General features: G+C 71.2%; 19 protein-coding genes. 10 read left to right on the top strand and 9 right to left on the bottom strand.

All coding sequences use genetic code 11. From position 1 onward, the window contains the following. The first annotated feature begins 8 nt into the window (after positions 1-8). The 3 genes from ACIRPT_RS39720 to ACIRPT_RS39710 all read left to right on the top strand — a co-directional run bounded on the left by ACIRPT_RS39720 (position 9) and on the right by ACIRPT_RS39710 (position 4,360). Entirely contained in the window at positions 9-1,964 is a 1,956-nt protein-coding gene (locus ACIRPT_RS39720) for a fumarate reductase/succinate dehydrogenase flavoprotein subunit (RefSeq protein WP_403836574.1), read from the top strand. Beyond that, positions 1,961-2,788 carry a succinate dehydrogenase/fumarate reductase iron-sulfur subunit gene (locus tag ACIRPT_RS39715; RefSeq protein ID WP_403500972.1) on the top strand — a complete coding sequence of 276 codons (828 nt, stop codon included), beginning with the start codon at positions 1,961-1,963 and terminating at the stop codon, positions 2,786-2,788. The genes ACIRPT_RS39720 and ACIRPT_RS39715 overlap by 4 nt, the downstream gene beginning before the upstream one ends. 150 nt (positions 2,789-2,938) lie before the next feature. Next, positions 2,939-4,360, top strand: a complete 1,422-nt coding sequence (locus ACIRPT_RS39710) for an amidohydrolase family protein (RefSeq protein WP_403836572.1) — start codon at positions 2,939-2,941, stop codon at positions 4,358-4,360. A gap of 273 nt (positions 4,361-4,633) precedes the next feature. On the opposite strand, the gene ACIRPT_RS39705 is transcribed toward ACIRPT_RS39710, so the two are convergent. The 6 genes from ACIRPT_RS39705 to ACIRPT_RS39680 form a co-directional block, all read right to left on the bottom strand. Continuing rightward, positions 4,634-7,309, bottom strand: coding sequence for a SpoIIE family protein phosphatase (locus tag ACIRPT_RS39705; RefSeq protein WP_403836602.1), 2,676 nt, complete (start codon positions 7,307-7,309; stop codon positions 4,634-4,636). A gap of 171 nt (positions 7,310-7,480) precedes the next feature. Next, positions 7,481-7,870 carry an ATP-binding protein gene (locus ACIRPT_RS39700; RefSeq protein ID WP_403502225.1) on the bottom strand — a complete coding sequence of 130 codons (390 nt, stop codon included), beginning with the start codon at positions 7,868-7,870 and terminating at the stop codon, positions 7,481-7,483. Positions 7,871-8,329: 459 nt separating this feature from the next. After that, a complete protein-coding gene (locus ACIRPT_RS39695) occupies positions 8,330-8,752 on the bottom strand; it encodes a (deoxy)nucleoside triphosphate pyrophosphohydrolase (protein ID WP_403500966.1) in 423 nt (140 codons plus the stop codon). Between the two features lie 51 nt (positions 8,753-8,803). Beyond that, positions 8,804-8,983 carry an SPOR domain-containing protein gene (locus ACIRPT_RS39690; RefSeq protein ID WP_400063428.1) on the bottom strand — a complete coding sequence of 60 codons (180 nt, stop codon included), beginning with the start codon at positions 8,981-8,983 and terminating at the stop codon, positions 8,804-8,806. A 211-nt stretch (positions 8,984-9,194) separates the two neighbouring features. Beyond that, positions 9,195-10,886 (bottom strand): APC family permease, encoded by a 1,692-nt coding sequence (locus tag ACIRPT_RS39685; RefSeq protein WP_403836569.1) that lies wholly within the window; start codon positions 10,884-10,886, stop codon positions 9,195-9,197. 286 nt (positions 10,887-11,172) lie between these two features. Further along, entirely contained in the window at positions 11,173-11,925 is a 753-nt protein-coding gene (locus ACIRPT_RS39680; protein WP_403500961.1) for a GntR family transcriptional regulator, read from the bottom strand. A 417-nt stretch (positions 11,926-12,342) separates the two neighbouring features. On the opposite strand from ACIRPT_RS39680, the gene ACIRPT_RS39675 reads away from it, so the two are divergent. Further along, positions 12,343-13,065, top strand: coding sequence for a PIG-L deacetylase family protein (locus tag ACIRPT_RS39675; RefSeq protein WP_403836600.1), 723 nt, complete (start codon positions 12,343-12,345; stop codon positions 13,063-13,065). Between the two features lie 9 nt (positions 13,066-13,074). Here the strand turns inward: ACIRPT_RS39675 and ACIRPT_RS39670 are convergent, their stop codons facing one another. Further along, complete coding sequence (locus ACIRPT_RS39670) at positions 13,075-14,022, bottom strand: alpha/beta fold hydrolase (RefSeq protein WP_403836567.1); 948 nt, start codon at positions 14,020-14,022, stop codon at positions 13,075-13,077. A 214-nt stretch (positions 14,023-14,236) separates the two neighbouring features. Next, positions 14,237-15,604 carry a hypothetical protein gene (locus ACIRPT_RS39665; protein ID WP_403836565.1) on the bottom strand — a complete coding sequence of 456 codons (1,368 nt, stop codon included), beginning with the start codon at positions 15,602-15,604 and terminating at the stop codon, positions 14,237-14,239. 694 nt (positions 15,605-16,298) lie between these two features. On the opposite strand from ACIRPT_RS39665, the gene ACIRPT_RS39660 reads away from it, so the two are divergent. The 3 genes from ACIRPT_RS39660 to ACIRPT_RS39650 all read left to right on the top strand — a co-directional run bounded on the left by ACIRPT_RS39660 (position 16,299) and on the right by ACIRPT_RS39650 (position 17,528). After that, a complete protein-coding gene (locus tag ACIRPT_RS39660; protein WP_403836563.1) occupies positions 16,299-16,538 on the top strand; it encodes a hypothetical protein in 240 nt (79 codons plus the stop codon). Between the two features lie 227 nt (positions 16,539-16,765). Next, positions 16,766-17,038: a hypothetical protein gene (locus ACIRPT_RS39655; RefSeq protein ID WP_403836561.1), complete on the top strand. Its 273-nt coding sequence runs from the start codon at positions 16,766-16,768 to the stop codon at positions 17,036-17,038. A 136-nt stretch (positions 17,039-17,174) separates the two neighbouring features. Continuing rightward, entirely contained in the window at positions 17,175-17,528 is a 354-nt protein-coding gene (locus ACIRPT_RS39650; protein WP_403836559.1) for a hypothetical protein, read from the top strand. Between the two features lie 456 nt (positions 17,529-17,984). Here the strand turns inward: ACIRPT_RS39650 and ACIRPT_RS39645 are convergent, their stop codons facing one another. After that, positions 17,985-19,205, bottom strand: coding sequence for a GDSL-type esterase/lipase family protein (locus ACIRPT_RS39645; protein WP_403836557.1), 1,221 nt, complete (start codon positions 19,203-19,205; stop codon positions 17,985-17,987). Positions 19,206-19,485: 280 nt separating this feature from the next. Here ACIRPT_RS39645 and ACIRPT_RS39640 point away from each other — a divergent pair, with 280 nt between their 5' ends. The 3 genes from ACIRPT_RS39640 (at position 19,486) to ACIRPT_RS39630 (ending at position 23,741) form a co-directional block, all read left to right on the top strand. Further along, positions 19,486-21,972: a hypothetical protein gene (locus ACIRPT_RS39640; protein ID WP_403836555.1), complete on the top strand. Its 2,487-nt coding sequence runs from the start codon at positions 19,486-19,488 to the stop codon at positions 21,970-21,972. Next, positions 21,969-22,658: a hypothetical protein gene (locus tag ACIRPT_RS39635; protein ID WP_403836553.1), complete on the top strand. Its 690-nt coding sequence runs from the start codon at positions 21,969-21,971 to the stop codon at positions 22,656-22,658. Before ACIRPT_RS39640 ends, ACIRPT_RS39635 begins: the two co-directional genes overlap by 4 nt. Positions 22,659-22,754: 96 nt before the next feature. Then, entirely contained in the window at positions 22,755-23,741 is a 987-nt protein-coding gene (locus ACIRPT_RS39630; protein ID WP_403836551.1) for an urea transporter, read from the top strand. The last annotated feature ends 43 nt before the right edge of the window (positions 23,742-23,784 follow it).

Genomic DNA, 23,784 nt, shown 5'->3' with positions numbered 1-23,784 from the left:
GTCTTCTGATGGCGCATGTGGACCGGCAGGCATGGGACGTGGTCGTGGTGGGCGCCGGCGGGGCCGGGCTGCGCGCCGCGATCGAGGCCCGCGAGGCGGGGATGCGGACGGCCGTGATCTGCAAGTCCCTGTTCGGCAAGGCCCATACGGTGATGGCCGAGGGCGGCATCGCCGCCAGCATGGGCAACGCCAACGAGCACGACAACTGGCAGGTGCACTTCCGCGACACCATGCGCGGCGGGAAGTTCCTCAACCACTGGCGGATGGCCGAGCTGCACGCCCGGGAGGCCCCCGACCGGGTCTGGGAGCTGGAGACCTGGGGCGCGCTCTTCGACCGCACCGCTGACGGCCGGATCTCGCAGCGCAACTTCGGCGGCCATGAATACCCGCGGCTCGCGCACGTCGGGGACCGTACGGGCCTGGAGCTGATCCGCACCCTGCAGCAGAAGATCGTCTCGCTGCAGCAGGAGGACGAGCGGGAATTCGGCTCCTACGACGCCCGGCTGAAGGTCTTCCAGGAGTGCACGGTCACCCGCGTCCTCAAGGAGGGCCCGCGCGTCGCGGGTGCCTTCTGCTACGAGCGCGAGTCCGGCCGCTTCTTCGTCCTCGAGGCGCCCGCCGTGGTGCTGGCCACCGGAGGCATCGGCAAGTCCTTCAAGGTGACCTCGAATTCCTGGGAGTACACGGGCGACGGGCACGCGCTGGCGCTGCTGGCCGGGGCGCCGCTGATCAACATGGAGTTCGTGCAGTTCCACCCGACCGGGATGGTCTGGCCGCCGTCGGTGAAGGGGATCCTCGTCACCGAATCCGTCCGCGGGGACGGCGGGGTGCTGCGCAACAGCGAGGGCAAGCGCTTCATGTTCGACTACATCCCGGACGTCTTCAAGGAGAAGTACGCCCAGTCCGAGGACGAGGGCGACCGCTGGTACGAGGACCCCGACAACAACCGGCGGCCGCCCGAGCTGCTGCCCCGCGACGAGGTCGCCCGCGCCATCAACTCCGAGGTCAAGGCGGGCCGCGGCTCCCCGCACGGCGGGGTGTTCCTGGACGTCTCCACCCGTATGCCGGCCGAGGTGATCAAACGGCGGCTGCCGTCCATGCACCACCAGTTCAAGGAGCTGGCGGATGTGGACATCACGGCCGAGCCGATGGAGGTCGGGCCGACCTGCCACTACGTGATGGGCGGGGTGGAGGTGGACCCGGACACCGCGGCGGCCACCGGCGTGCCCGGACTGTTCGCGGCCGGCGAGGTGGCCGGCGGAATGCACGGCTCCAACCGGCTGGGCGGCAATTCACTGTCCGACCTGCTGGTCTTCGGCCGCCGGGCCGGGCTGCACGCCGCCGAGTACGCCGCGACGGTCACCGGGCGGCCGGTCCCCGACGAGCGGGGGATCGACGCGGCCGAGGCGGAGGCGCTGCGCCCCTTCAGCGCCGAGGACGAACGGCGGGGCGCCGAGAGCGACGCGGAAGCCGCTACCGCCCCGGCCGAGAATCCGTACACCCTGCACCAGGAACTCCAGCAGGCGATGAACGATCTCGTCGGCATCATCCGCCGGGGAGGCGAGATGGCCGAGGCGCTGCAGCGGCTGGCGGGGCTGCGGGCCCGGGCCCGGCGGGCCGGCGTCGAGGGGCACCGGCAGTACAACCCCGGCTGGCATCTCGCGATCGATCTGCGGAACATGCTGCTGGTCAGCGAGTGTGTGGCGCGGGCCGCGCTGGAGCGCGAGGAGAGCCGCGGCGGGCACACGCGCGACGACCATCCGTCGATGGTCCGCAGCTGGCGCAACATCAATCTGGTCTGTGAGCTGGCCGATTACCGGACCGCCGGGGCGGAGACGGACCCGGGGCTGGGCCAGATCCGGCTGTCCCGCCGCGAGACCCCGCCGATCCGGCCCGATCTCCTCGAACTCTTCGAGAAGGAGGAGCTGGTGAAGTATCTGACGGACGAGGAGCTGAGCCGGTGAGCACGCAGCAGGCGAACGGGCAGCGGACGGAAGTTCAGCAGGCGAACGGGCCGTCCGGCGCGTACCAGGCGCACTTCCGGGTGTGGCGGGGCGACGAGGACGGCGGAGCCCTGGAGGACTACCGGGTCGAGGTGCACGAGGGCGAGGTGGTGCTGGACATCATCCACCGCCTGCAGGCGACCCAGGCCTCGGATCTCGCGGTGCGCTGGAACTGCAAGGCGGGCAAGTGCGGCTCGTGCAGCGCGGAGATCAACGGGCGGCCGCGGCTGATGTGCATGACACGGATGTCGGTGTTCGACCGTACGGAGACGATCACGGTCACCCCGATGCGGGCCTTCCCGGTCATCCGCGACCTGGTCACCGACGTCTCGTTCAACTACGCCAAGGCGCGCGAGGTCCCCGCCTTCGTCCCGCCGCCGGATCTGGGGCCCGGCGAGTACCGCATGCAGCAGGAGGATGTGAACCGCTCACAGGAGTTCCGTAAGTGCATCGAGTGCTTCCTGTGCCAGGACACCTGCCATGTGGTGCGTGACCACGAGGAGAACAAGTCCGCCTTCGCCGGTCCGCGTTTCCTGATGCGCATCGCCGAGCTGGACATGCATCCGCTGGACGCCGCCCCGGAGTCCGGGCTGGACCGCAAGAGCACCGCGCAGGACGAGCACGGACTGGGCTACTGCAACATCACCAAGTGCTGCACGGAGGTCTGCCCGGAGAACATCAAGATCACCGACAATGCGCTGATCCCGCTCAAGGAGCGTGCGGCGGACCGCAAATACGATCCGCTGGTGTGGCTCGGGAACAAGATCCGGCGGCGTGGCGAATGACCGGCAACCATGCGATGAGTGCGCGAAAGCCCCGCGCAGGCCGCCCGTGAACATCCCCTAAGTCGGCATTGCTCACGACTTCCTGACGACACGTCACTTGGCTGGAAGTCATCTCACGGCGTCGGCTCGCCACCGCGGTATAAGAACGGAATGAACTTTCCGAAAGCGAGCCGGCGCAGGGTTTTGGCAGGTATCGGCAGTGTGCCGCTGGCGGCGGCCGCCGGTGTGCCCACGGCACACCGGGAACGGCCGCGGAGACCGGCGGCACCGGAGGAGATACGCGGCGAGCGGCGGACCACCGTGCTGCGCGGCGCGGACCTGGTGCTCACCATGGACCCCGAGGTGGGCAAGGGCGCACTGGGCACGCTCGAGGGCGGCACCGACGTCCTGATGCAGGACGGCAGGATCGCCGCCGTCGGCAAGGGGCTCCCGGTGCCGCCCGGCACCCGGGTGGTGGACGCGAGCGGGCAGCTCGTCCTCCCCGGCTTCGTCGATCTGCACAACCACCTGTGGCAATCCAGCATCCGCGGCGGCTGCTCGACGCAGGACCTCTACGGCTGGCTGGCCGACTGCAACCGCGCCACCCTGCCCAGGATCGACGCCCGGGACATGTACCGCTTCGTCCATCTGGCCGCCCTCGACGCCCTCCAGGCGGGCGTCACCACCGTCGTCGACTGGGTCCATCCGATCCCGTACGACACCAGCGAGCGCTACATCCGCGCGCTGGACGACGCGGGACTGCGGTTCGTCTACGCCTCGACGCAGGGCGCCGCCGACATCCCCCTCATCCCGAAGATCAAGAAGGACTTCCTCGACCCGCTGCCGCTGGCCTCCGCCCAGGTGTCGGTGCATGCGGGGATGTCCGCGCTCAAGGAACTGCGGCAGTTCCACGAGGTGGCCCGGGACCTCGGCGTGATGCTCAACTCCCATGTCCTCGAACACCGCGACGACCGCAAGGACGACCCGATCCGCGCGCTGCGCGAGATCGGCGCCTTCGGGCCGGACCTGCTGATGAACCACGCCATCCACCTCACCGACGAGGAGATCGCGCTGACCGGCGAGCGGGACGTACGCGTCGCGCACTGCCCACTCAGCAATATGCGGCTGGCGTCCGGCATCATGCCGCTGCCCGCGATGCACCGGCACGGCGTACGGGCCGGGCTCGGGCACGACGGCGGGACCAACGACACCTCCGACATGTTCAATGTGATGAAGGCGGCCGTCGGGCTGCAACGGGCCCGCCACGAGGACGCCGAGATCCATCCGACGATCCCGGCCGTGCTGCGGATGGCGACGCTGGGCGGCGCGGAGTGCATCGGAATGGCCGACCGGATCGGCTCACTCACCCCCGGCAAGCGCGCCGACGTCCTGGTCCTGGACCCCGGCACGCTCAACTTCGCTCCGCGCTTCGACTGGACCAGCCAGATCGTGCTCAACGGCCAGCCGCCGAACGTGAGTCATGTCTTCGTCGACGGCCATCTGCGCAAGGCGCACGGCGAGCTGCTGCACGTCGACACCGAGCAGGTCGTACGGGAGGCGGAACTGGCCGCGGAACACGTACGGGGCGCCTGAACGGGGAGCCGGGGGGACGGGGGGCGGCGGGACGGGGGGCGGCGGGGTCCCGCGGGGGCGGCCCGTACAAGGCATCCCGTACGGGCCTGCCGTACGGGCCTGCCGTACGGGCCTGCCGTACGGGCCTGCCGTACGGGCCTGCCGTACGGGGGGTCCACTGCCGCGCATCTCGTACGGGGCATCCCGTAAGGGTGCCCCCTAGGGGATGAGCGGGCCCCCTTTCACCCAGGGTAGGCGGGGGCCGCTCGCCACGGCAGGGCCTGTGGACGGCCCTCAGAACAGGCTCAGCAAGGCCTCCGTCGGGTCCGTCGTCGCCGACTCGCCGTCGGGCAGGGCGAGTTCGAACCAGACGGTCTTGCCGCGCGGGGTGCGGCGGCTGCCCCAGCCGGCGCTGAGCAGGCCGACCAGCTGGAGGCCGCGGCCGCCCTCGTCGGTGTCCCGGGCGCGGCGGCGGCGCGGCTGGGCGAGATCGGCGTCCCACACCTCGCACACCAGGGTGCGGTCCAGCAGCAGCCGCAGCCGGATCTCGCCGTGGCCGTGCCGTAGCGCATTGGTCACCAGCTCGCTGACCAGCAGTTCCGTCGTATCGACCAGATCTTGCAGGCCCCAGTCCGTCAGCTGGTCGCGGGCCAGCTCACGGGCGCGGGCCACCGAACGGGCCTCCGGCGCCAGGCTCCAGTCGCCCACCGCGTCCTTGGGCAGGCCGTGCACCCGGGCCATCAGCAGCGCGATGTCGTCCTCGCCGTGCGAGGTGTCCAGGGCGCTCAGGACGTGGTCACAGACGTCCTCCAGCGGCCGGTCGGAGTCCGAGAGGGCCTGCCGGAAGGCCCGCAGGCCCTCCTCGAGGGGATGGTGGCGGGACTCCACCAGGCCGTCGGTGTAGAGCGCGAGCAGCGCACCGTCCGGCAGATCCACCTCGATCTCCTCGAACGGCTCGCCGCCGACGCCCAGCGGCATGCCCGGCGGTACGTCCAGCAGCAGCGCGTCCTCGCCGTCCTCGACCAGCACCGGCGGCAGATGCCCGGCGTTGGCGAACGTGCAGCGCCGGGTTACGGGGTCGTAGACGGCGTAGACGCAGGTGGCGAGGTAGACCTCGGAGAGATCGGCGGTATGGGTCAGGGCGCGGTGCTCGGGCACCTTTGCGGCCGCGCCGGTCAGGCTGCGCGGCCCGCGTGCGGTGGAGCGGCCGTCGCCGCCACCGCCGAGCCCGCGGGCGATCTCGTCCAGCGCGGAGAGCACCTCGGCGGGCTCCAGGTCCAGCAACGCCAACGTCCTTACGGCGGTGCGTAGTTCACCCATCGCGACGGCGGCGCGCAGACCGCGGCCCATCACGTCCCCGACGACCAGCGCGGTGCGGTGGCCGGGGAGTTCGATGACGTCGAACCAGTCGCCGCCGACCTCGGTGGCGGTGGTGCCGGGCAGATAGCGGCAGGCGATGTCGAGGCCGGCGGCCTCCGGGTCGCCCGGCGGGAGCAGGCTGCGCTGGAGGATCAGGGCGCGTTCGTGCTCGCGGCGGTAGAGGCGGGCGTTGTCGATGCAGACCGCGGCGCGCGCGGCCAGTTCGACGGCGAGGGCCGTATCGCGTTCGCCGAACGGTTCGCTGCCCTTGGTGCGGGAGAACTGCACCAGCCCGACGATGGTGTCCCGGGCGACCATCGGGACGGCGAGGGTGGAGTGCACCACCGCGCCGAGCTCCTGCCGTTCGTCGTTCTCCCGGCCCGGGATGATCTGCGCCTGGCCGGTGCGCAGGGCGCCCGCGCAGGGCGAGTTGAACGGGTAGCGGTGGACGGCGCCGACGGCCACCGGACCGTCGGCGTTGTCGGGGACGCAGCAGGTGGAAGTGGCCAGCGGGGCGTCGGAGACGGCGCTGGCGAAGGCCACCCGGCGCAGCTCCGCGCTGCCGTCGCTCATCCCCGGCGGGGCCTCGTCGCCGGCCAGCAGGCCTTGGTAGAGGTCCACCGACGCCAGATCGCAGAACTGCGGGACGGCGACGTCGAGGAGGGTGCGGGCGGTGGTCTCCAGGTCGAGCGAATTGCCTATCCGGGCGCCCGCTTCGTTCAGGAGCGCGAGGTTGCGGCGGGCGTTGGCGGCCTCGCGTTCGGCGCGGCGGCGGCCGGTGACGTCGGCGGCGAGGGCGGCGACGCCGATGGGGCGGCCGCTGGCGCCGTGCAGCCGGTAGAGGGAGACCGACCAGCGGCGGCGGTCCTCCTCGCCCGGCACCGTGCCGACCAGCTGCATCTCGGTGACCGGCTCGCCGGTGTCCAGGACGCGGCGCAGCGCGGCGGTCATCCGCTCGGCCTCGGAGCGCGGCAGGAAGTCGTGCGGGCTACGGCCGCGGTACTTGCCGGCCGGGCCGCCGAAGACCGTGGCGAAGCGTTCGTTGACGCGCAGCAGCTTCAGATCCGTGCCGAACAGGGTGAAGCCCATGGGAGATTGACCGAAAACGGCCTGCGAGGCGGCGAGGTCGGTCTCGATACCGCGCAGCGCCCGTACGTCGACGACCAGGCAGACCGCGGCGCGCTCGCCGCGCTCGGTCTGAGACGGCATCACATAGATCTCGGCGAGCCCGTCGGTGTCGCCCCCCGGCTCCCTGCGGTAGGGCACCAGGCCGGTCCACTCGCGGCCGTCGAGGATCTCGGACACCTTGCGGCGGCCGGTGGCGCGCAGTTCGCGGGGGACGAACGCCTCTACGGGGTCCTTGCCGACGGCGTGGCGGGCCGGGATGCCGAGCATCTCGGCGGCGCGCTCGCTCCACTGGTCGATGCATCCGTCGGGCCCCAGCGAGAAGGAGGCGACGCGGATGTAGTCGTAGATCGATCCGGGCTGGCTGCTCTGCCAGACGGGCAGGGCGTGCGGACCGTGCGCATGCCGGTGTCTGCCTGGGTCACCCGGGCCGTCCACACCGCCCTGGCCCTCGGTCTGCGCGGATTCCGCCCCGCCACGTGACATCTCGCTCACGAGCCCCGTCCCCTCCAGCTCATCGTGCCCGGACCGGACCAGCCTGAGTATCCAGCACCTCGGCTATCCGGAACACGGTCTTCACGATCACAGCACAGTCTCGATCGCAGCCCATCTACAAAATGTCGATGAAATGGCAACGATCAGGACTCCACATGTCTCCTAACCAGCCACGGACAGCTCGAACCACACTGTCTTGCCACTCTTTCCCCGCCGGGTGCCCCAGCGTCGCGAACTGCACGCGACCAGCTGCAATCCGCGGCCGCCCTCGTCGTCGGGGGTGGCGGTGCGTTCCTGCGGGGGGTCGGGCAGGGGATCGGAGACTTCGACGAGGAGCGCGCCGCCGCTGAGCAGCACCATCCGGACGCCGATGGGGCCGGTGGCATGGCGCAGGGAGTTGGTGACGAGTTCGCTGACGAGCAGGACGGCCACGTCGACGGCGCCGTCCAGGCCCCAGTCGGCGAGCGTCTGACGGACCTTGGAGCGGGCGGTGCGTACCGCGCCGGGGTCGGCCGGGAAGCTCCATTCGGCGGTGGGTGAACCGGATGCCAGGCCGCGCTTGCGGACATTCGGGGAGGAGGCCGACTCCGGGGCCCCTGCCGCTGCGCTGTCGCTCACGCCGATCACTTCCCAGCCCGATGGGATCCCCGCAGATTCGCCCGCGTCATTCGCCTGCTCTGCCGGGGTTAATCACGACATACCCGGTATCAGGGCCCGAGTATCGCCTTCAACCGTGCACTGTGGCACAAATGGCGCATCTTGGCGCGGCGGGCGGACCGGGTGGGCATCGTCGCGCGCTCCGCCCCTCGCACGCACGCCGCTGCGGGTGTGCGCCTTGTTTGCGGGCGCGCACGCTGACCAGGGCCGCGCGCTCGGTGACGACGCGGTCCGTTGCGACGCGGCCCGCGCCGCCGCGGCCTTCGTTGCGCCTGTCGCTGCCGACGCGCCTGTCGCTGCCGGCGCGGCCGTTGCTGCCGTTGCTGGGCTTACGACGCCTGCGACTTGCGGCGCCTACGACGCGGTGCGCTGCCGTACGGGCGTCGCCGACAGCCGGCGCATCGCCTCGGCGACGGCCGGGCGGTCCTGGTCGAGCCAGTCGACCTGCTGCTCCTCCGAGGGCCGCAGCCAGCGCAGCTCGTCGTGATCCTGCAGCGGGCGCGGCTCGCCGGACAGCAGCCGGGCCGTCCACACCCGCAGCACAAAGCCGGGCCGCAGCACCCATTCGCCCGGGATCCGCTCCAGGGGAGCCGCCTCGACACCCAGCTCCTCGCGCAGCTCGCGGACCAGCGCCTGCTCGGGCGTCTCGCCGTCCTCCACCTTGCCGCCGGGCAGCTCCCAGCGGCCTGCCAGGGCGGGCGGCGCACTGCGCCGGGCGGCCAGCAGCCGTCCCCGGTCGCACACCGCTGCACCCACCACTACGCGCACGGTCGTCATGCGCCGCAGCCTACGTCCCCCGTCGTCGTCCCGCTCCCCCTCGGCCGCCCCTCAGGTCATCGCCCGGCCCACCCTCTCCACCACGTAAAGCTGCTGGTGACCCCTGGTGTCCAGCCGGTCGGCCACCCGCTCCGCCTCCGCCCGGGTGGCATAACGGCCGACGCGATAGCGGTTGCCACCTTCGTCCTGGCGGATGACGAGCCAGGGCAGTACGGCCCCAGTGTCGGTCATTGCGACCCTCCGTCCGCCGTACAGTGCGCCGTCATGCGCCCCTCCTGTGCTGATGCCGAAATCGCAATCCGCATATGCCCGAGCGTACGCCCGACCTTCACGCACCGCATACGAATTTGCACAAAGAGATACCGAACCGGCCACCCGCGGGCCCCCGGGAACCGGGAGCGGCCCGCGAGTGGCCGGTGAGAAACGGGGGGAGTACGAGGGCTCAGGCGCCCACGGGGGCCTTGTCCGCGGCCTCCTGGACCGGCTGGTCCGCCTCGGCGGCCTGGAGCTCCGCCTCGGCCTGCACCAGCGACGGGTTGCGCCAGGCGCTGCGCACGCCCCAGTAGTAGAAGGCCAGGCCCAGCGCGACGACCAGGGCGAGGTCGACGCCCTCCGGGATGTAGCCCTTGCCGCCGAACTCCTTGCCGCCCGCGTACGAGACGCCCGCCATGATCAGCAGGTACGCCACCATCCAGGCGCCGGCCTTGAGGTGCGGGGCCAGCGCGGCCCACGGCTTGCGGCCCTGGGTGAGCGGCTTGCCGATCTCGTACCAGGCCCACACCGGCAGTCCGACGGCCATGATCAGGATGACCTTGCCGGTCAGCGGCCAGCGGCCCCAGTACAGCACCAGCGAGCCGAAGACCATCGCGACCGGCGCGATGACCGGCATCGCACGCAGCTTCACCGGGCGGGTGAGGTCCGGCGAGATGCGGCGCAGCGACATCACGGCGACCGGGCCGGTGATGTACGAGATGACCGTGGCGATCGAGACGATCTCGGCGAGCGAGCCCCAGCCGCGGAAGACCGCGAGGAAGAGGAAGGCGATCACGAGGTTGAGCAGCAGCGCCGGGCGCGGCACGCCGGTCTTCTTGTCGACCTTGCCGAAGACGCCGGGCAGATGGCCGTTCTCCTGCACGCCGTGGATCATGCGCGAGGTGGTGGCCGCGTAGATCATGCCCGTACCGGACGGGGAGACGAACGCGTCCGCGTAGAGCAGCAGCGCCAGCCAGTTCAGGCCCCAGGCGACGGCGAGGTCGGCGAGCGGGGAGTTGAAGTTGAGCCCGGCCCAGCCGCCGTGCCCGCCCAGCTTGTCGCCGGGCACCGCCATCAGGAACGCCACCTGGAGGGCGACGTAGATGACCAGCGCGATGATGATCGAGGAGATGACGGCCTTGGGGAGCGACTTGCCCGGGTTGCGGGCCTCGCCGGCGAGGTTCAGCGGGGACTGGAAGCCGTTGTAGGCCCAGACGATGCCGGAGACGGCGACGGCGGTGAAGACCGAGCTCCAGCCGTTGGGCGTGAAGCCGCCGTGGTGGGCGATGTTGCCCGTGTCGAAGTGCGCCGCCATCAGCGCGCTCGCGGTCAGCACCGGCACCACGACCTTGAACACCGTGATCGCGGTGTTGGTCTTGGCGAACAGCGAGATCGCGAACCAGTTCATGAAGAAGTAGAAGACCAGCAGGATGCTGGCGAGCCCGACGCCGGTGCCGGTCAGCTCCTTGCCGTCGTACAGGGCGTGCGCCCAGCCGAAGTTCCACGAGCTCATGTACTGGACGGAGGCGGTCGCCTCACCCGGGATGACCGAGACGATGGCGATCCAGTTCGCCCAGGCCGCGAGGTATCCGGCGAGCGAGCCGTGGGAGTACTGGCCGTAGCGGACCATGCCGCCGGCCTTCGGGAACATCGCGCCGAGCTCGGAATAGGTGAGCGCGATCGTCAGCGCCACCAGCGCCCCGATGATCCAGGCCACGATCGCGGCCGGTCCGGCGATGGCGGCGGCCCGCTCGGCCCCGAAGAGCCAGCCGGAACCGATGATGGACCCGAGACCAGTGGCGGTCAGGGCGATGGTCCCGAGGGACCGGCGGTAATTCGAATGCGACCCCTGCTCCGCATCCTGCGATTTCGTCGTGCTCACGTGCTGGTCTCCTGGTCTTCCCCGGTCCGTGCACAAACTTCGCCATCGTAAGAGCGAATCCGAAGATCGGGTTCCCGAACGGACGAAAAAGACCCGCCCAGTTGAGGCGGTGTGACGTTTCCAACACCGATATACGGACCCCTTTTGTGGATGTAGCCGTGCAAAAGGGACACATAGATGACGGATTGCGGACCGTACGGGATCCGTTGAGTGGACGTACGGGATCCGTCGGGGCCGCACCGGGGACCCCAGGGGGCGGGCCCGCCGACCGCGGCGGGCCCGCCCGCTACTTGACCGGCAAGTGGTAGGTGACGCGGTGGCGGTCCGCGAGCGTGACGACATCGGCCGTCTCCACCGGGCGGCCGCCCGCGAAGTACGTCCGCGAGATGACCAGCACGGCATGCCCCGGCACCCCGCCCAGCGTCATCGCCTCCTCCGCCAGCCCCGGCCGCGCCCCGATCTCCTCCACGACGTTGTCCACCACCACGTCGATGGCCGCCATCCGCTCGACCACGCCGCGCCCGGCCAGCGGCCCCTCCTCCGGCAGCATCACGGGCGTCCGCCCCGTCACCTCGAGCGGCTCCCAGGAAGTGGAGAGCATCGCGGGCTCCCCCTCCGCCCGGAAGAGATAACGCGTGCGCATCACCCTGGCGCCGGCCGGGATGCGCAGCCGCGCCGCGACCGCCGCGCCGGCCTCCTCCTGGCGGCTGCTGGACTCCCAGGTCCCCTTCACCCGCTCGTCGGTCTGCTCCTGACGGAAGGGGGTGGAGCAGACGCCCGACCGGTAGCCGGCGCGGGCGATACGGCGCGGTACGGGCTGTTCGCGCACATAGGTGCCCGACCCCGAACGGCCCTCGACCAGCCCCTCGGCCATCAGGACCTTGCGCGCCTCCAGGGCGACGGTGTCCGAGACGCCGTACTCCTCGCGGATCCGGGCCTGGGAGGGGAGGCGGGTATGCGGCGGCAGCAATCCGTCGACGATCTTCTGGCGCAGGTCGCCTGCGACGCGGAGGTACGCGGGCTGCTCACCGAAAGGCACGTGCCCCTCCCAACAGCTTGACAGTCAGCAACAGCGTGGCAACCGCGCGTTCATGACCGCAACCTTGGGCCAAAGCTTGACTTGAGGCGATGAACCCCAGCTCAACCGGGATACGAACTCGCGGGCGGCCAGGAATCCGGGCCGCGCCACCTCACACCCCCCGCGCTATCGACCTCCTACGCGCTCCCTAAGCGCCCCCATGCGCCCCCACCTCCACACCCCCACACGCATCTCGGCACACGCGGTACCCCTCCCCACGGCGTGACACGATCGGATCGCAGGAATCGCAGGAATCTCAGCAAAGAGAACAACGAGAACAAACAGAACAAAAGGAAGCACATGCCCGACGAGCCCGGCTCGCCGCCCTCGCCGACGTCGACTCCCTCCCGTACGGGCGAGGAGCTCCGCCTCTCCCCCATGCCCGACACCTGGCAGCGCGCGCTCGCCATCGCCGCCCACCCCGACGACCTCGAGTACGGAGCCGCGGCCGCCATCGCCGAATGGACCGCCGCCGGGCGCGAGATCACGTACGTCCTGGTCACCCGCGGCGAGGCCGGTATCGACGGGCTCCCGCCGGACGAGTGCGCCGCGGTCCGGGAGGCCGAGCAGCGGGCCGGGGCGGCCCGCGTCGGCGTCCACACCGTCGAATTCCTCGACGGCCACCGCGACGGCGTCATCGAGGCCGGTACGGCGCTGCGCCGCGATCTGTCCGCCGCCATCCGGCGCCACCGACCCGAGCTGCTGATCACCCTCAACCACCACGACACCTGGGGCGGCGTCCGGTGGAACACCCCCGACCACCGGGTCGTCGGGCGCGCCGTCCTGGACGCGGCGGGCGACGCCGGCAACCGCTGGCTCTTCCCCGAGCTCAAGGCCACCCAGGGGCTCGCCCCCTGGACGGGTGTCCGCTGGGTGGCCGTCGCGGGCTCCCCCTTCCCCACGCATGCCATGGAGGTCGGCCCCGGCATCGAGCGGGCCGTCGCCTCACTCGCCTGCCACGAGGCGTACATCAAGGGCCTGGGCGGCCCCGACCAGGATCCGGCCGCCTACGCCCGCACCTTCATCGAGCAGATGGTCCGGGCGGGCGGCGACCGCTACCGGGGCCGCCCGGCGACCCTCTTCCAGCTCTTCCCGCGCTAGGAGGTGTCGTCAGCGCCCCGACCTGCGCGGCCCGTGCGCGGCCGCCACGCATCCCGACACCAGTTCCGCTATCTCCGCGGGCCGTTCGAGCAGCATGGCGTGGGTGGCGTCGACCCCGGTGACGCTCACCCACTCCCGCTCCCCCGCAAGCTCGTCGAGGTCCCGCCGCAGACCCTCCTGGTAGGCCCCCATCAGCTCGTCGAACCACGGCGGGGCGCCCGGCACCGGCGGATTCGGCCGCAGCGCGCGGGCGATCAGCAGCGGCCGCGTCACCCTCCGGTACAGCCCGAACAGATCGAGCCCCGCCATCGCTTCCTGCGCCTGTCGCGCCCGCTCGCGGCCCGGCCGCAGGAACAGCTGCCCGTCCGCCGTCTCCCCCAGCGACCGCCGCACCCCCGCCTCCAGCAGGCCGTACGCAATCCCCAACTCGGCTGCCATGGCGGCCTGATGGCCCAGCACCCCCGCCAGCGCCTCTGCCGCGAAGGGCCGCCCGACGGCCTCGTCCGCGAACTTCCGTGCCTCGGCGAGCCGTTCCCTCACATACCCGGCGTCCAGCCCCGCGTACTGCTCGGCCCGCCCCATCCCGTGACCGTCGAGATTCACCGCCGCCGAGGCCCCCCGCTCCAGACACAGCGCGGCGACCATTCCGCCCATCGAATGCCCTACGACCACGGCATCCGGTATCCCGTACGTCCGCAGCACCGTCATCACGTCCTCGACGGCCACCTCGAACGTCCACGGCACGGCGCCGTCCCCCGACCGCCCGTGCCCCCGCAGATCCACCGCCACGACCCGGTGCCGTACGGCGAGCAGCGACGCGGCCGGCTCCCAGTCCACCAGCGTCCGCCCCGCCCCGTGCAGCAGCAGCACGGCGGGCCCTTCGCCCCCGTAATCCCGTACGGCCAGCCGCACGCCGTCGTCCGTTACGCACATGTCCTCCGTCAATTCCTCGGCCATGCGCCCAAGCTAGCCCCGTAAAAAGTGTCCGAAATCCTCTCCGCGGCCGATGAATTCACCGGCTCTTTCGCCCCATAATGAATCAACCCCCTTTTCCCTACGGCTCTTCCGCGACCGTCCCCGGTCCGTCGGCCAGGGTCCCGAGAACGCCGAGGACCGTGCCCCGGAGGAGAGGCACGGCCCGGTCGGCGGGGCGCCAGGGGCGCCCGGAGGGTTACTGCTTCGGCCCGAAGACCATGGCCAGCGGCTGCTTCTCCTTGTAGACGTTGTCCGGCGCGCTGACGGCGCCGGTCCCCACATAGAGTCGGCCGCCGGCGTAGCCGAGCTCTCGGTCCGAGGTGAACCGCCCCTCGATCTCGGCGTGGGCGGCGGGGTTCTGCAGCACCTTGGTCTTCTTGTACGAGGCGGGGTCGATCCGCCAGACCGCGCCGGCGTCCTCCGAGATGCTGTCGGCCTCCTGATAGGCGATCACCTGGCCGCCCTCGTCCAGCCCGATCGGCAGCAGCCGGCCCTCCTCGGCCCCCGCGACCTTCCCGATCCGCTTCCCCGTCTTCAGGCTGAACGCCACGACGTCGTTCTTGGCTTCGGAGCCGGCGTCGAGCGGATCCTGCGTCCCCAGATACAGCGCGCCGGCCTTCTTGCTCACCGCGAGCTGGCTGCACCCCTCGACCTCGGTGGCCGGGCAGTCGATCTCGTACTTCCCGTACTTCCCACCCGACGTCGCGATCGTGCCGAGCAGCTTGCCGCGTGCCGCGCTGTCGTCGATCGACAGGAACTCCGAGACGGACATGCCGCCCTGTGCCTTCCCGCTGTCGATCCCGACGACCAGCGGATCGACGGACACCACATGTGCGTTCTCGGTGCCGGCCGGCAGCGAATGGCTCGACTTCACCGCCCGCGTCCTGGGGTCCACCGTCTGCACGTCCAGCTTGGGATGCTCGGCGTCGCCGCCGCAGTCCCGCACCGCGATCAGCTTGTCGTCGCCGCCCGCATACCCGACGTCCTGACACTTCTTGCCCGGGTCGGACTTCCACAGCGGTTTGCCGCCGACCGTCCAGGCCGCGGAGCCGCTGGTGCCGGCCGCGGCGACGGTGCCGCCGCCGATGGTGACCTCGTCAAACATCTGCGCACTGCCGTCTTCGAGGGCCTGCTTGTGCCAGCGCATCGTGCCCTTGTTCAGATCGACCAGGCCTATTTCGGTGCAGACCGCGGGGTCGTCCTTGTCGTTCTTGAAAACGACGGCGATCAGACCGTCTTCGGTGGGCCGCGACGACGACCAGCAGATCTCGCCGCTGAGCGGAACCGTCCACTGGGCCTTTCCACCGGCCGGCGGATACCCCACAATCTTTTTCAGATCCGCCTTGACGAAATTCTTCTTCGTCGTCCACATTCCCCTGGCACCGGTCAGCGCGCTGACCTTGGCCATCGGTACTTGGTTCAGCAACACCCCCTGGGCGGCCGCGGACTCCGCCCCGGAGCCGCCCTTCCCGCCCCCGCCGCCCCCGTCCGCGCCACAGCCACTGACCACCAGTCCCGCCGCGAGCACCGCACCACCAACGACCGCCATACGCGACCTGGACAAATCACTTTCCCCTTCACACGCGAAAGCCGGGCCGGACGCGGCCAAGCGATTTCCTCGCGATCAGATCCTTCCTTTTACGCATCCGAATTTCAACCGGGAATTACTGATCGTCAGGCCAGTTGGAATGTTCCGGAGATGATTTCGGAAGGGATTCGCGATGGGGACCGGAAATACTTCCGGCGAGGCTCCCGGAAAGGGCGAATGATGTCCGGTTATCCCTTGTCCGCACGCATGGCCGGGCAAACCCGGCCACGACGACACCTCCCGGGCGGACGGGGCGGCCGTCCGCCCCCTTGCGTACGCCGCCGCCAGCTCGCCACTCCTGAGCGCATGGCGCGGATACCCATGGAGTCCCTCCGCGACACCTTCCACCCGAGGCCCGGTCCGCACTCCACGAGATCCCGCGGGACGCGGCGCCGCGCATCCTGGCCGAGCCGACGGAACCGGAGCAGGACCCGTACGACCGACGGTACGGGTCGTACGCGTCGGACACCGATCGGCGGTCCATGGAATCTGAAGGAGTGTCACCCGCGCCGCCGGTATGACTAAGACGGGGCCTACGGGATGATTCCGCCGCGGTCGGACACGGAGCGCAAATTGGTGTGGAACACCCGGGAGGACTACTGCTAGTGTGCGTGCGGTCACAGTAGGCAATCAGGCCTCTACGTACAGGCAATGAAGGACCGAGGGTTCCATGCGCAAGCTTCATCAGGTCGTGATCGTCGCCGCAGCGGCCGGCGGTCTGTCAGCCATCGGTGCCGGCGCCGGCACCGCCTTCGCCGACGGCGGCCACAAGCAGAAAGACCTCTTCCGGCCGTACCAGGAGTGCAGCCCGCAGACGGTGGCCGCGACCGACCTCCCGGTCGCCGCGCTCGGCCTCGCGGACACCTTCGACACCACCTGCGGCCAGTTCAACCACGCCTTCCACCGCTAAGACCGGCGAGGGCAGCCGCACGCGCCGTTCACCGCGGGCCCTTCGGGATCACCCCCCGAAGGGCCCGTTCGCGTGTCGTGCGGGGGACTCCCGGGCGGTCCCCTCTTGCGGCGGTCATCAAATCCGGCGCGTCGCCAAGGGGTTGCGGGTATTTCGTATTAACTTGCCGTAACTGTACGAAGTCGATCGTTCACCGATCGAATCCGCTCAATCTACCCGGAGATGAAATGCGCAAGCTTCACAAGGCTGCCGTCGTCGCAGTCACCCTCGGCAGCATCGGCTTCCTCGGTGCCGGCACCGCCTACGCCGGCGGCGGCGGGGTCGGCGTCGGCCAGGGCAGCTCGTGCCGCTCGCACGACCTGAACGTCGACGTCCTCGGCGAGGTCGGAGTCCTCAACGGCGTGCTGGCCAACGCCCTTAACGGCGAGGGCGCCGCGGGCGCGCAGTCCACCCCGATCGGCTCGAGCATGGGCTGCAACAACAGCGCCTTCAGCAAGTAACGGAAAAGGGCCCCGGCGTCCTGGCCGCAGGCCTGGCGCCGGGGCCCGCTTTTCTCCCCCCCCCTCAGAGCCCTGGGCGCGGGCCTGTTCGCGGTGTACGACGCCCGGGCACGGATCACAAAGGAACACACAGCACATGTTCAGTGGGAAGAAGATCGCGGTCGCCTCGGGGCTCCTGGGCGGCCTCGCCATGACCTGCGCCGGTGCCACTCTGGCGTATGCCGGAGGATCCGCGGGCACCTGCGCCCCCGATCTCCAGGGCAACATCACGTGCATGCAGCAGAACAACGGCTACGTCAGTGAGGACGGCAGATACACCCTCAACCAGGCGCAGGACTGCCTGTCGACGAGGCCGCTGTCGTTGCCCGCGGAGGGCCTGCTGAACAAGGGGACCATGCAGATCGGGCCCGCCGTGAACTGCTCCAACACGGCACCCGCGCCCCAGAACTTCGTGCAGCCCGCATGGGGGAACGAGCCTCAGAAGCAGTGATACGCGGCTCGCGCCGAGCGGGCTGCGGTAGCGGCCGCTTCCCCGTTCCCCGCGAAACGCATGAAGAGTTGGAGCGGACACAGAGGGCGCCGGGTGCGCCCTTTCGGGCGGTGGACGGCCGGGCCGGGTTGATCCCGCCCCGGCCGTCCGTCGTTCGGGAGCCCGCACGAGCGGGGCGCGGGGACCTCACGGCCCGACGGCGCCGCTGCCGTCGCGATTCCTGACGTACCGTCACCATCGCGCCGTGCAGCGGCGACCTCGCGACCCGCGAGGCCTTCGACGACGGCGTCTGCGCGCATGAAACCCCCGGGGTGCAGTGATCGACAGCGGAATACTCATGATTGCACCGTTGATCAGCATTTCGTCTGCTTGGCCTTCGGCGGGCGCGTCGGCGCTGTCCCCACGCCGCCGCACCCCCACGCCGTCACGCCCCCACGCCGTCACGCCCCCGCGCCCTCAGGTGCGCTGAGCGGCGAACGGTCCGCCGGCGTCGAAGGCCAGCTTGGCGAAGTGTTCGCCGATGCGGCGGTGTGTGGCGGCGTCGGGGTGGAGCTGATCGGGCAGCGGCAGGTCGACGAAGTCCGCCTCGCCGTAGAGATCGCGGCCGTCGAGGTAATGGAGATGGGGGTCGTCGGCCGCCCGCTGCCGCACGATGCGGGAGAGCTCCGCACGGATGACGTTGAGCGTCAGCTTCCCGGCGGCGCGCTCCGCGGGGTCCCCCGCCGCCCGGAACTGCAGCTTCCCGGCGTCGAGGTTGCTGAAGTCCGGGGCGCTGGGGCCGGGGACGTCCTCGTGGATGGGGCAGTACAGGGGCGAGACGACCAGCAGCGGCGCGGTGGGATGCCCCTCGCGGAGGGTGTCGAGGAAGCCGTGCACGGCCGGGGTGAAGGCGCGCAGTCGCATCACGTCGGCGTTGACCAGGTTGAGACCGATCTTGACGCTGATCAGGTCCGCGGGTGTGTCACGCATGGCGCGTGCGGTGAACGCATCGAGCAGGGCGCTGCCGCCCAGGCCGAGGTTGATCAGTTCCGCGCCGCCGAGGGAGGCGGCCAGCGCCGGCCAGGTCGTGGTGGGAGTCGCGGCGTTCGAGCCCTGGCTGACCGAACTGCCGTGATGCAGCCACACGGGGCGGCCCCCCTTCGGCGCGGCCTCCACGGGGGCGTCGGTGCGCAGGGCGACCAGCTGGGTGATCTCGTTGTGGGGCAGCCAGATCTCGATGTCCTTCACACGGTCGGGCAGGCCGGTGAAGCGCACCGTGCCGACCGGGCCGGGCCGCGTTTCGGCGGACCCGGTGGCCATGTCCATCATCAGGACGTTGCCGCCGGTCACGCCGCCCTGGCCGGCCAGGCGGCCGTCGACGAGCAGGTCGTACACGCCGTCCGGACGGGGCGGGGCGCCCTGGTAGGCCATCTTGGTGCGGAGCGTGTCCAGCTCGATGGCGGCGGCCCGGGTACGGAATGCCAGCCGTACGCCGGAGGGCTGGGCCTCCGCCATGGCCAGCTGCCCGTCGGCGCACTGTGCGCGGGCCCGGGCGGGCAGCCGGTGCGGCAGCACACCGTGCTCGGTGTGCTCCAGGTCGAGCGCGCCGCGCAGGAGGTCCGCGGTGATGGGCGTGGTGATCCACTCCGTCGCCCGGGGGGTCGTGGCGGTGGGGACGGGGTCGGGTCGGCGATTCATGGCCTCAGCCTGTCAACCGGGTGACCGAGCCGCACATCGTTTTCCGGCGTGGGCTCTCCGGAGGGAGGAATCCGGCCAACCGGACCGGGCCTCGGTGCCGGCGTCCCCGGTCCGGGTGGTGGTGAGGGCGCCGACACGGGCCGGACCCGGTTGACGGTGGGGACACCGGTCCGTGGCGGCCCGGCATGCGCGGCCGTGGCCTCGGCGGGCCGTCGCGGCGCCTCACCCTGCCGGATGCCACCGGGTGCGCGCGGGGAGAAGCTCTGCTGATGTTGTCGGCATGACGCTTCAAGCAGGCATCGGACGCGAGCCAGTGCGCTCGGGCAGGGACGTCACCGGACCTGAGGCGCCACGGGCGGCCGCTCCGCGCCCGGAGAATGCGGTGGGCGCCCGCGGTCCCGCGAGGGCGATCGGCACGGTCTTCGTCAGCGGTATGCACAGCGGCCCGAACCCCTCGCCGGGGTTGAGCGTGGCCCGCTCGTTGCGTCTGGCCCGGCCCGATCTGCGGATCGTCGGCCTGGACTATTCGCGGGAGAGTTCGGGGCTGCACTCGGAGCTGCTGGACGACCTGGTCTGTCTCCCCGCGTGGCGCGAGGCGCACCTGACCACATGGATCGAGCAGGTGGACCGGCTCCTGGAGCCCGAGGACGCGGTCCTGATCCCCTGTCTGGATCTGGAAGTGCGGCTGCTGGCACGGGAGCTCGGGTCCCATGACCGGATTCTGGGGCCCTCGAAGACGGCGCTGGAGCTGGTGGGCAAGCCTCCGGTCGAGGCGGCGGAACGGCTCGGCCTGTCCTTTGCGACGTACGAGACCGACACCAGCTGGGAGGCCGTCGACCGGTTCATCCGCCGGTCCCCCTACGGGGTGTGGGTCAAGGGCCAGCACTACGACGCGTACCGGGCCTACACCGCAGGGGCCGCGCTGGCCCTGGGCGATGTCGTCCAGCGGACCTGGGGCGGCGACTGGCACCTGGAGGCGCACGTGGCCGGGCAGGAGTGCAGCATCGCGTTCTGCGCCCTGGACGGCCGGCTGCTCGACGCGGTCTTCATCACGAAGGCGATGGTCACGACCGAGGGCAAGACCTGGGCCGGCGAGGTCGCCGAGCTGGACGGGCCGATGCACGACCGTCTGGCGGACCTGATCGCCGACGCCCAGTGGACCGGCGGCGGCGAGCTGGAGCTGCTGCGCAGCTGGAGCGGCGAACTCACCCTCATGGAGATCAACCCGCGGCTGCCCGCCTGGATCCACGGCGCTTCGGTGTGCGGCGCCAACCTGCCCGCTGCCATGGTGATGGGCCGGGTCGCCGACCCCGGACGGCGGCTGACGCCGGGCTTCACCCGCGTGGTGGAGGAGATTCCGGTGCACCCGGGCCTGGGCATCACCCCCATCGCCTGGGTCGCGGGCGGCATCTCCCATCCGGGTGACAAGCGGCATTCCGGGATGCCGTCGCTGGGCCAACGGCGCCTGGTCCCGTCCGAGGACGCCGAGGCGGACGAGGGGCCGGTGGTGAGCCGCCCGGCATCGGCCGCGCTCTCGGCCGTGACGGACGCACCCGTGGCGGAAACGGCCGCGCATCTGACGGAAACGGTCGGCCAGGTTGCGGACACGGCCGGGCGATCCAGCGGGACCGCCGCGCCCACCGGTGGCTTCGAGGAACTGCTCGATCCTCCCGGGGACGCGGCCACTCCGAGCCGGCATCTCCTCCTTCCCCTGTTCACCGAGCAGGTACGGGCGCTGCGACGGGAGGTCGAGGGGGTCGGCCGGGTGCTTCTCGCGCACAGCGTGAAGACCTGCCCCCAGCCCGCCGTGCTGCGTGAGGCCGCGCGGCTGGGCATGGCCGCCGAGGCGATCAGCCTGGCCGAGCTCGAAGCGGCGGAGCGGCACGGCATGGCGGCGGAACGGGCGATCCTCAACGGGCCCGCGAAGTGGTGGCCCACCACCGACCGCGTCCGCTGCTTCGCCTTCTTCGCCGACTCGCTGGCGGAACTGAGCAGACTCCACACCCTGTTGGACGACGGTTTCCAGCTGCAGGCCGAGGTCGTCGGGGTGCGCGTCGCGCCCGCCGGGCTCGTCAGCCGCTTCGGCGTCCCGCTGCACGAACGCGACACCATGGCGGAGACGGCGCGGCTGCTCGGCACGCTCGCCGAGCGGCTCGGGGCCGGGTGGGGGATGCACTTCCACTTCGCGCAGAGCGTCCTGGGCGCGCCGCGCTGGCAGCGCGAATGCGTGGCGGCGCTCAGCGCGGCCGATCCGCTGGCGGACCAGTTGGGCGGGCCCCCGGCCGTGGTGGACATCGGCGGCGGCTGGCATGTCGACGACCTGTCGTACCTGCGCGCCTCGCTGGAGTACGTGATCGCGCACGGCCCCGCCGCCGCACGCGAGGGGGACCCCCTGTGGGTGATGGAGCCGGGCAAGCTCCTCACCCAGCCGTCGGCCGCGGTCGTGACGCAGGTCCTGGCGCGCCGGGCCTCGCACCGCGGTTTCGACATCGTCGTCGACGCGGCCGAAGGCGATATGCCCGAGGCCCCCTTCCATCCGCACCCGGTGGCCCGTTTCGACGGCTCCCGCTGGGTGCCGCTGCGGCCCGGCCGGAGCTGGATTCTGGGCAGGTCCTGCATGGAGCACGATGTGCTCTCGGTCCGGCTGGATCTGACCGATGTCCGGGAGGGCGACCACCTCGCCTTCGGCATGTGCGGCGGCTACGACACCTCGATGGCCTACGACTTCGGGCGCGGGACCGCGCCGCGGGAACTGGGAGCGCCATGAGCGGCCTGAGCACAGATCTGAAGCGGTTCGACCGGATCGGCCTGTCCCGGGTGGGCATTCATCCGACGGCGTGCTGCCAGATGGTCAGACACAGCGTATTCGCCCAGCTCATGCACTTCGGGGACACGGGGACCGCGCTCGCCGCCGTCCCCGGGCTCTTCCGGTGGGGGCCCGTGCAGTGGCCGGCGCACTGGTGCGACCTGGTGGACCACGGTGAGCTCGTCGGCGACTGCGGGGTGCACGCCGATGTCGCGGCGGCGCTCCTCACCCTGAAGTCCGTACCGCACATCCGCGCCCGCGCCGCCGTGGCGACGCCGCCGATGGCCCCCGCGCACTGGCGGGCCGTCTGGAACGAGGCCCAGGCCTGCGACGCGTGGCTGGGGCGGTCCTCGGTGCATCACGAGGTGATCCGGATCGGGGACCGCTGGTGGGACCCGAGCGACGCCCGCTGGTTCTCGGGGCCGGGCGGACATACGGGCAGCGGACACGTCCTCGCCCTCCGCGAGGAGGGCGGGCAGTGGCAGATCGCCCCCGACGCCATGGCGGCGCCCGCCCCTGACGCTTCGCCGAAGGCCCACGGTTCCGAGGGTTCGTCGACGCCGCGTGCCCCGCGCCCCCCGCACACTCCCCTGCCGACACACGCCCTGCCCTCGACACATGTCCTGCCGCAAGGCGTCCTGCCGTAGGGCCGGACGCGGTGGTGCGCCGCGGTCCGTGCGCTGTGGGTCCCCCTTTCCGTAGCGGACACGGCAGCAGCGCACCCGGACCGCCTAGGAGGCACTGTGCTCACTCCCGACACCTGGAAGCCGGCCGAGGCCGACACCCCCACGGAGGCCCCGGCGCGCTCCGGCCCGGTCCGTCTCACGGCTCAGCTGGTCCGCAGCTTCGGCCAGTTCAGCCTGCTGACGAACGTCTGGACCGGCGTCCTGTTCATGCTGGCGCTCTTCGTGGGCAGCTGGCAGGCGGGCCTCCTCGGGCTGGTGGGCGCCGCGGTCTCCACCGCGACCGCGTACGCCATGGGTGTCGACCGACGCACCATCGACCTGGGAACGCAGGGCTTCAGCGGCTGCCTGACCGGCATCGCCCTGTACATCTTTCTGGGCCCCCACCCCTCGACGTACGCGCTGACCATCGGCGGCGCCGTCGTCTGCGTACTGGCCTACTCGGCGCTGACCGCCATTCTTTCGCCCTGGCGGCTGCCGGTGCTGACCTCGCCGTTCTGTGTGGTCGTCGGGGTGGCGCTGACGGCGGCCCCGGCCTTCACCCGGGTCTGGCCCGGCGGGGGCGTCGCGGCTCTGCCGATCGCCGCCGTCCCCGGCGTCAAGTACACCTGGACCGACCTGTGGCACGGGTTCTTCGCCAACATCTCCCAGGTCGGCCTCTCGGCGCACTGGTACGTCGGCGCGATCATGCTGGTGGGGCTCTTCGTCGGCGGTGTCCGCCACGGGCTGGCCGCCGCCCTGGGGAGCGCCGTCGCGGTGGCCCTGTCCTGGGCCCTGGGCGTCCCGCCGGCGGCGCTCGCCACGGGCGTCTACGGCTACAACGCGGTCCTCGTGGCCATCGCCCTGGGCACCCTCTTCCTGGCCAGGACGACGGCGACCGCGCTCTACACGCTGGTGGCCGTCGCCGTCACGACGGTGCTGACGGCCGCCCTGAACTCCTTCTTCGCACCGTTCGGCGGACGCACCCTCAGCTGGCCCTTCATCATCACCGCCTGGCTGTTCCTCGCCGCGGCCTCGTCCTTCCCCCGGCTCCGGCGCACCGCCTGACGGGCCGACCGGCCACGCGACGCGCAGGCGATCACGGCATACC

Origin of the sequence: Streptomyces sp. NPDC101227 (genome assembly GCF_044767545.1) — a bacterium.
Lineage (GTDB): Bacteria > Actinomycetota > Actinomycetes > Streptomycetales > Streptomycetaceae > Streptomyces.
Note: the sequence above shows the minus strand (reverse complement) of the source record. Positions and strands in the feature narration are given on the sequence as shown.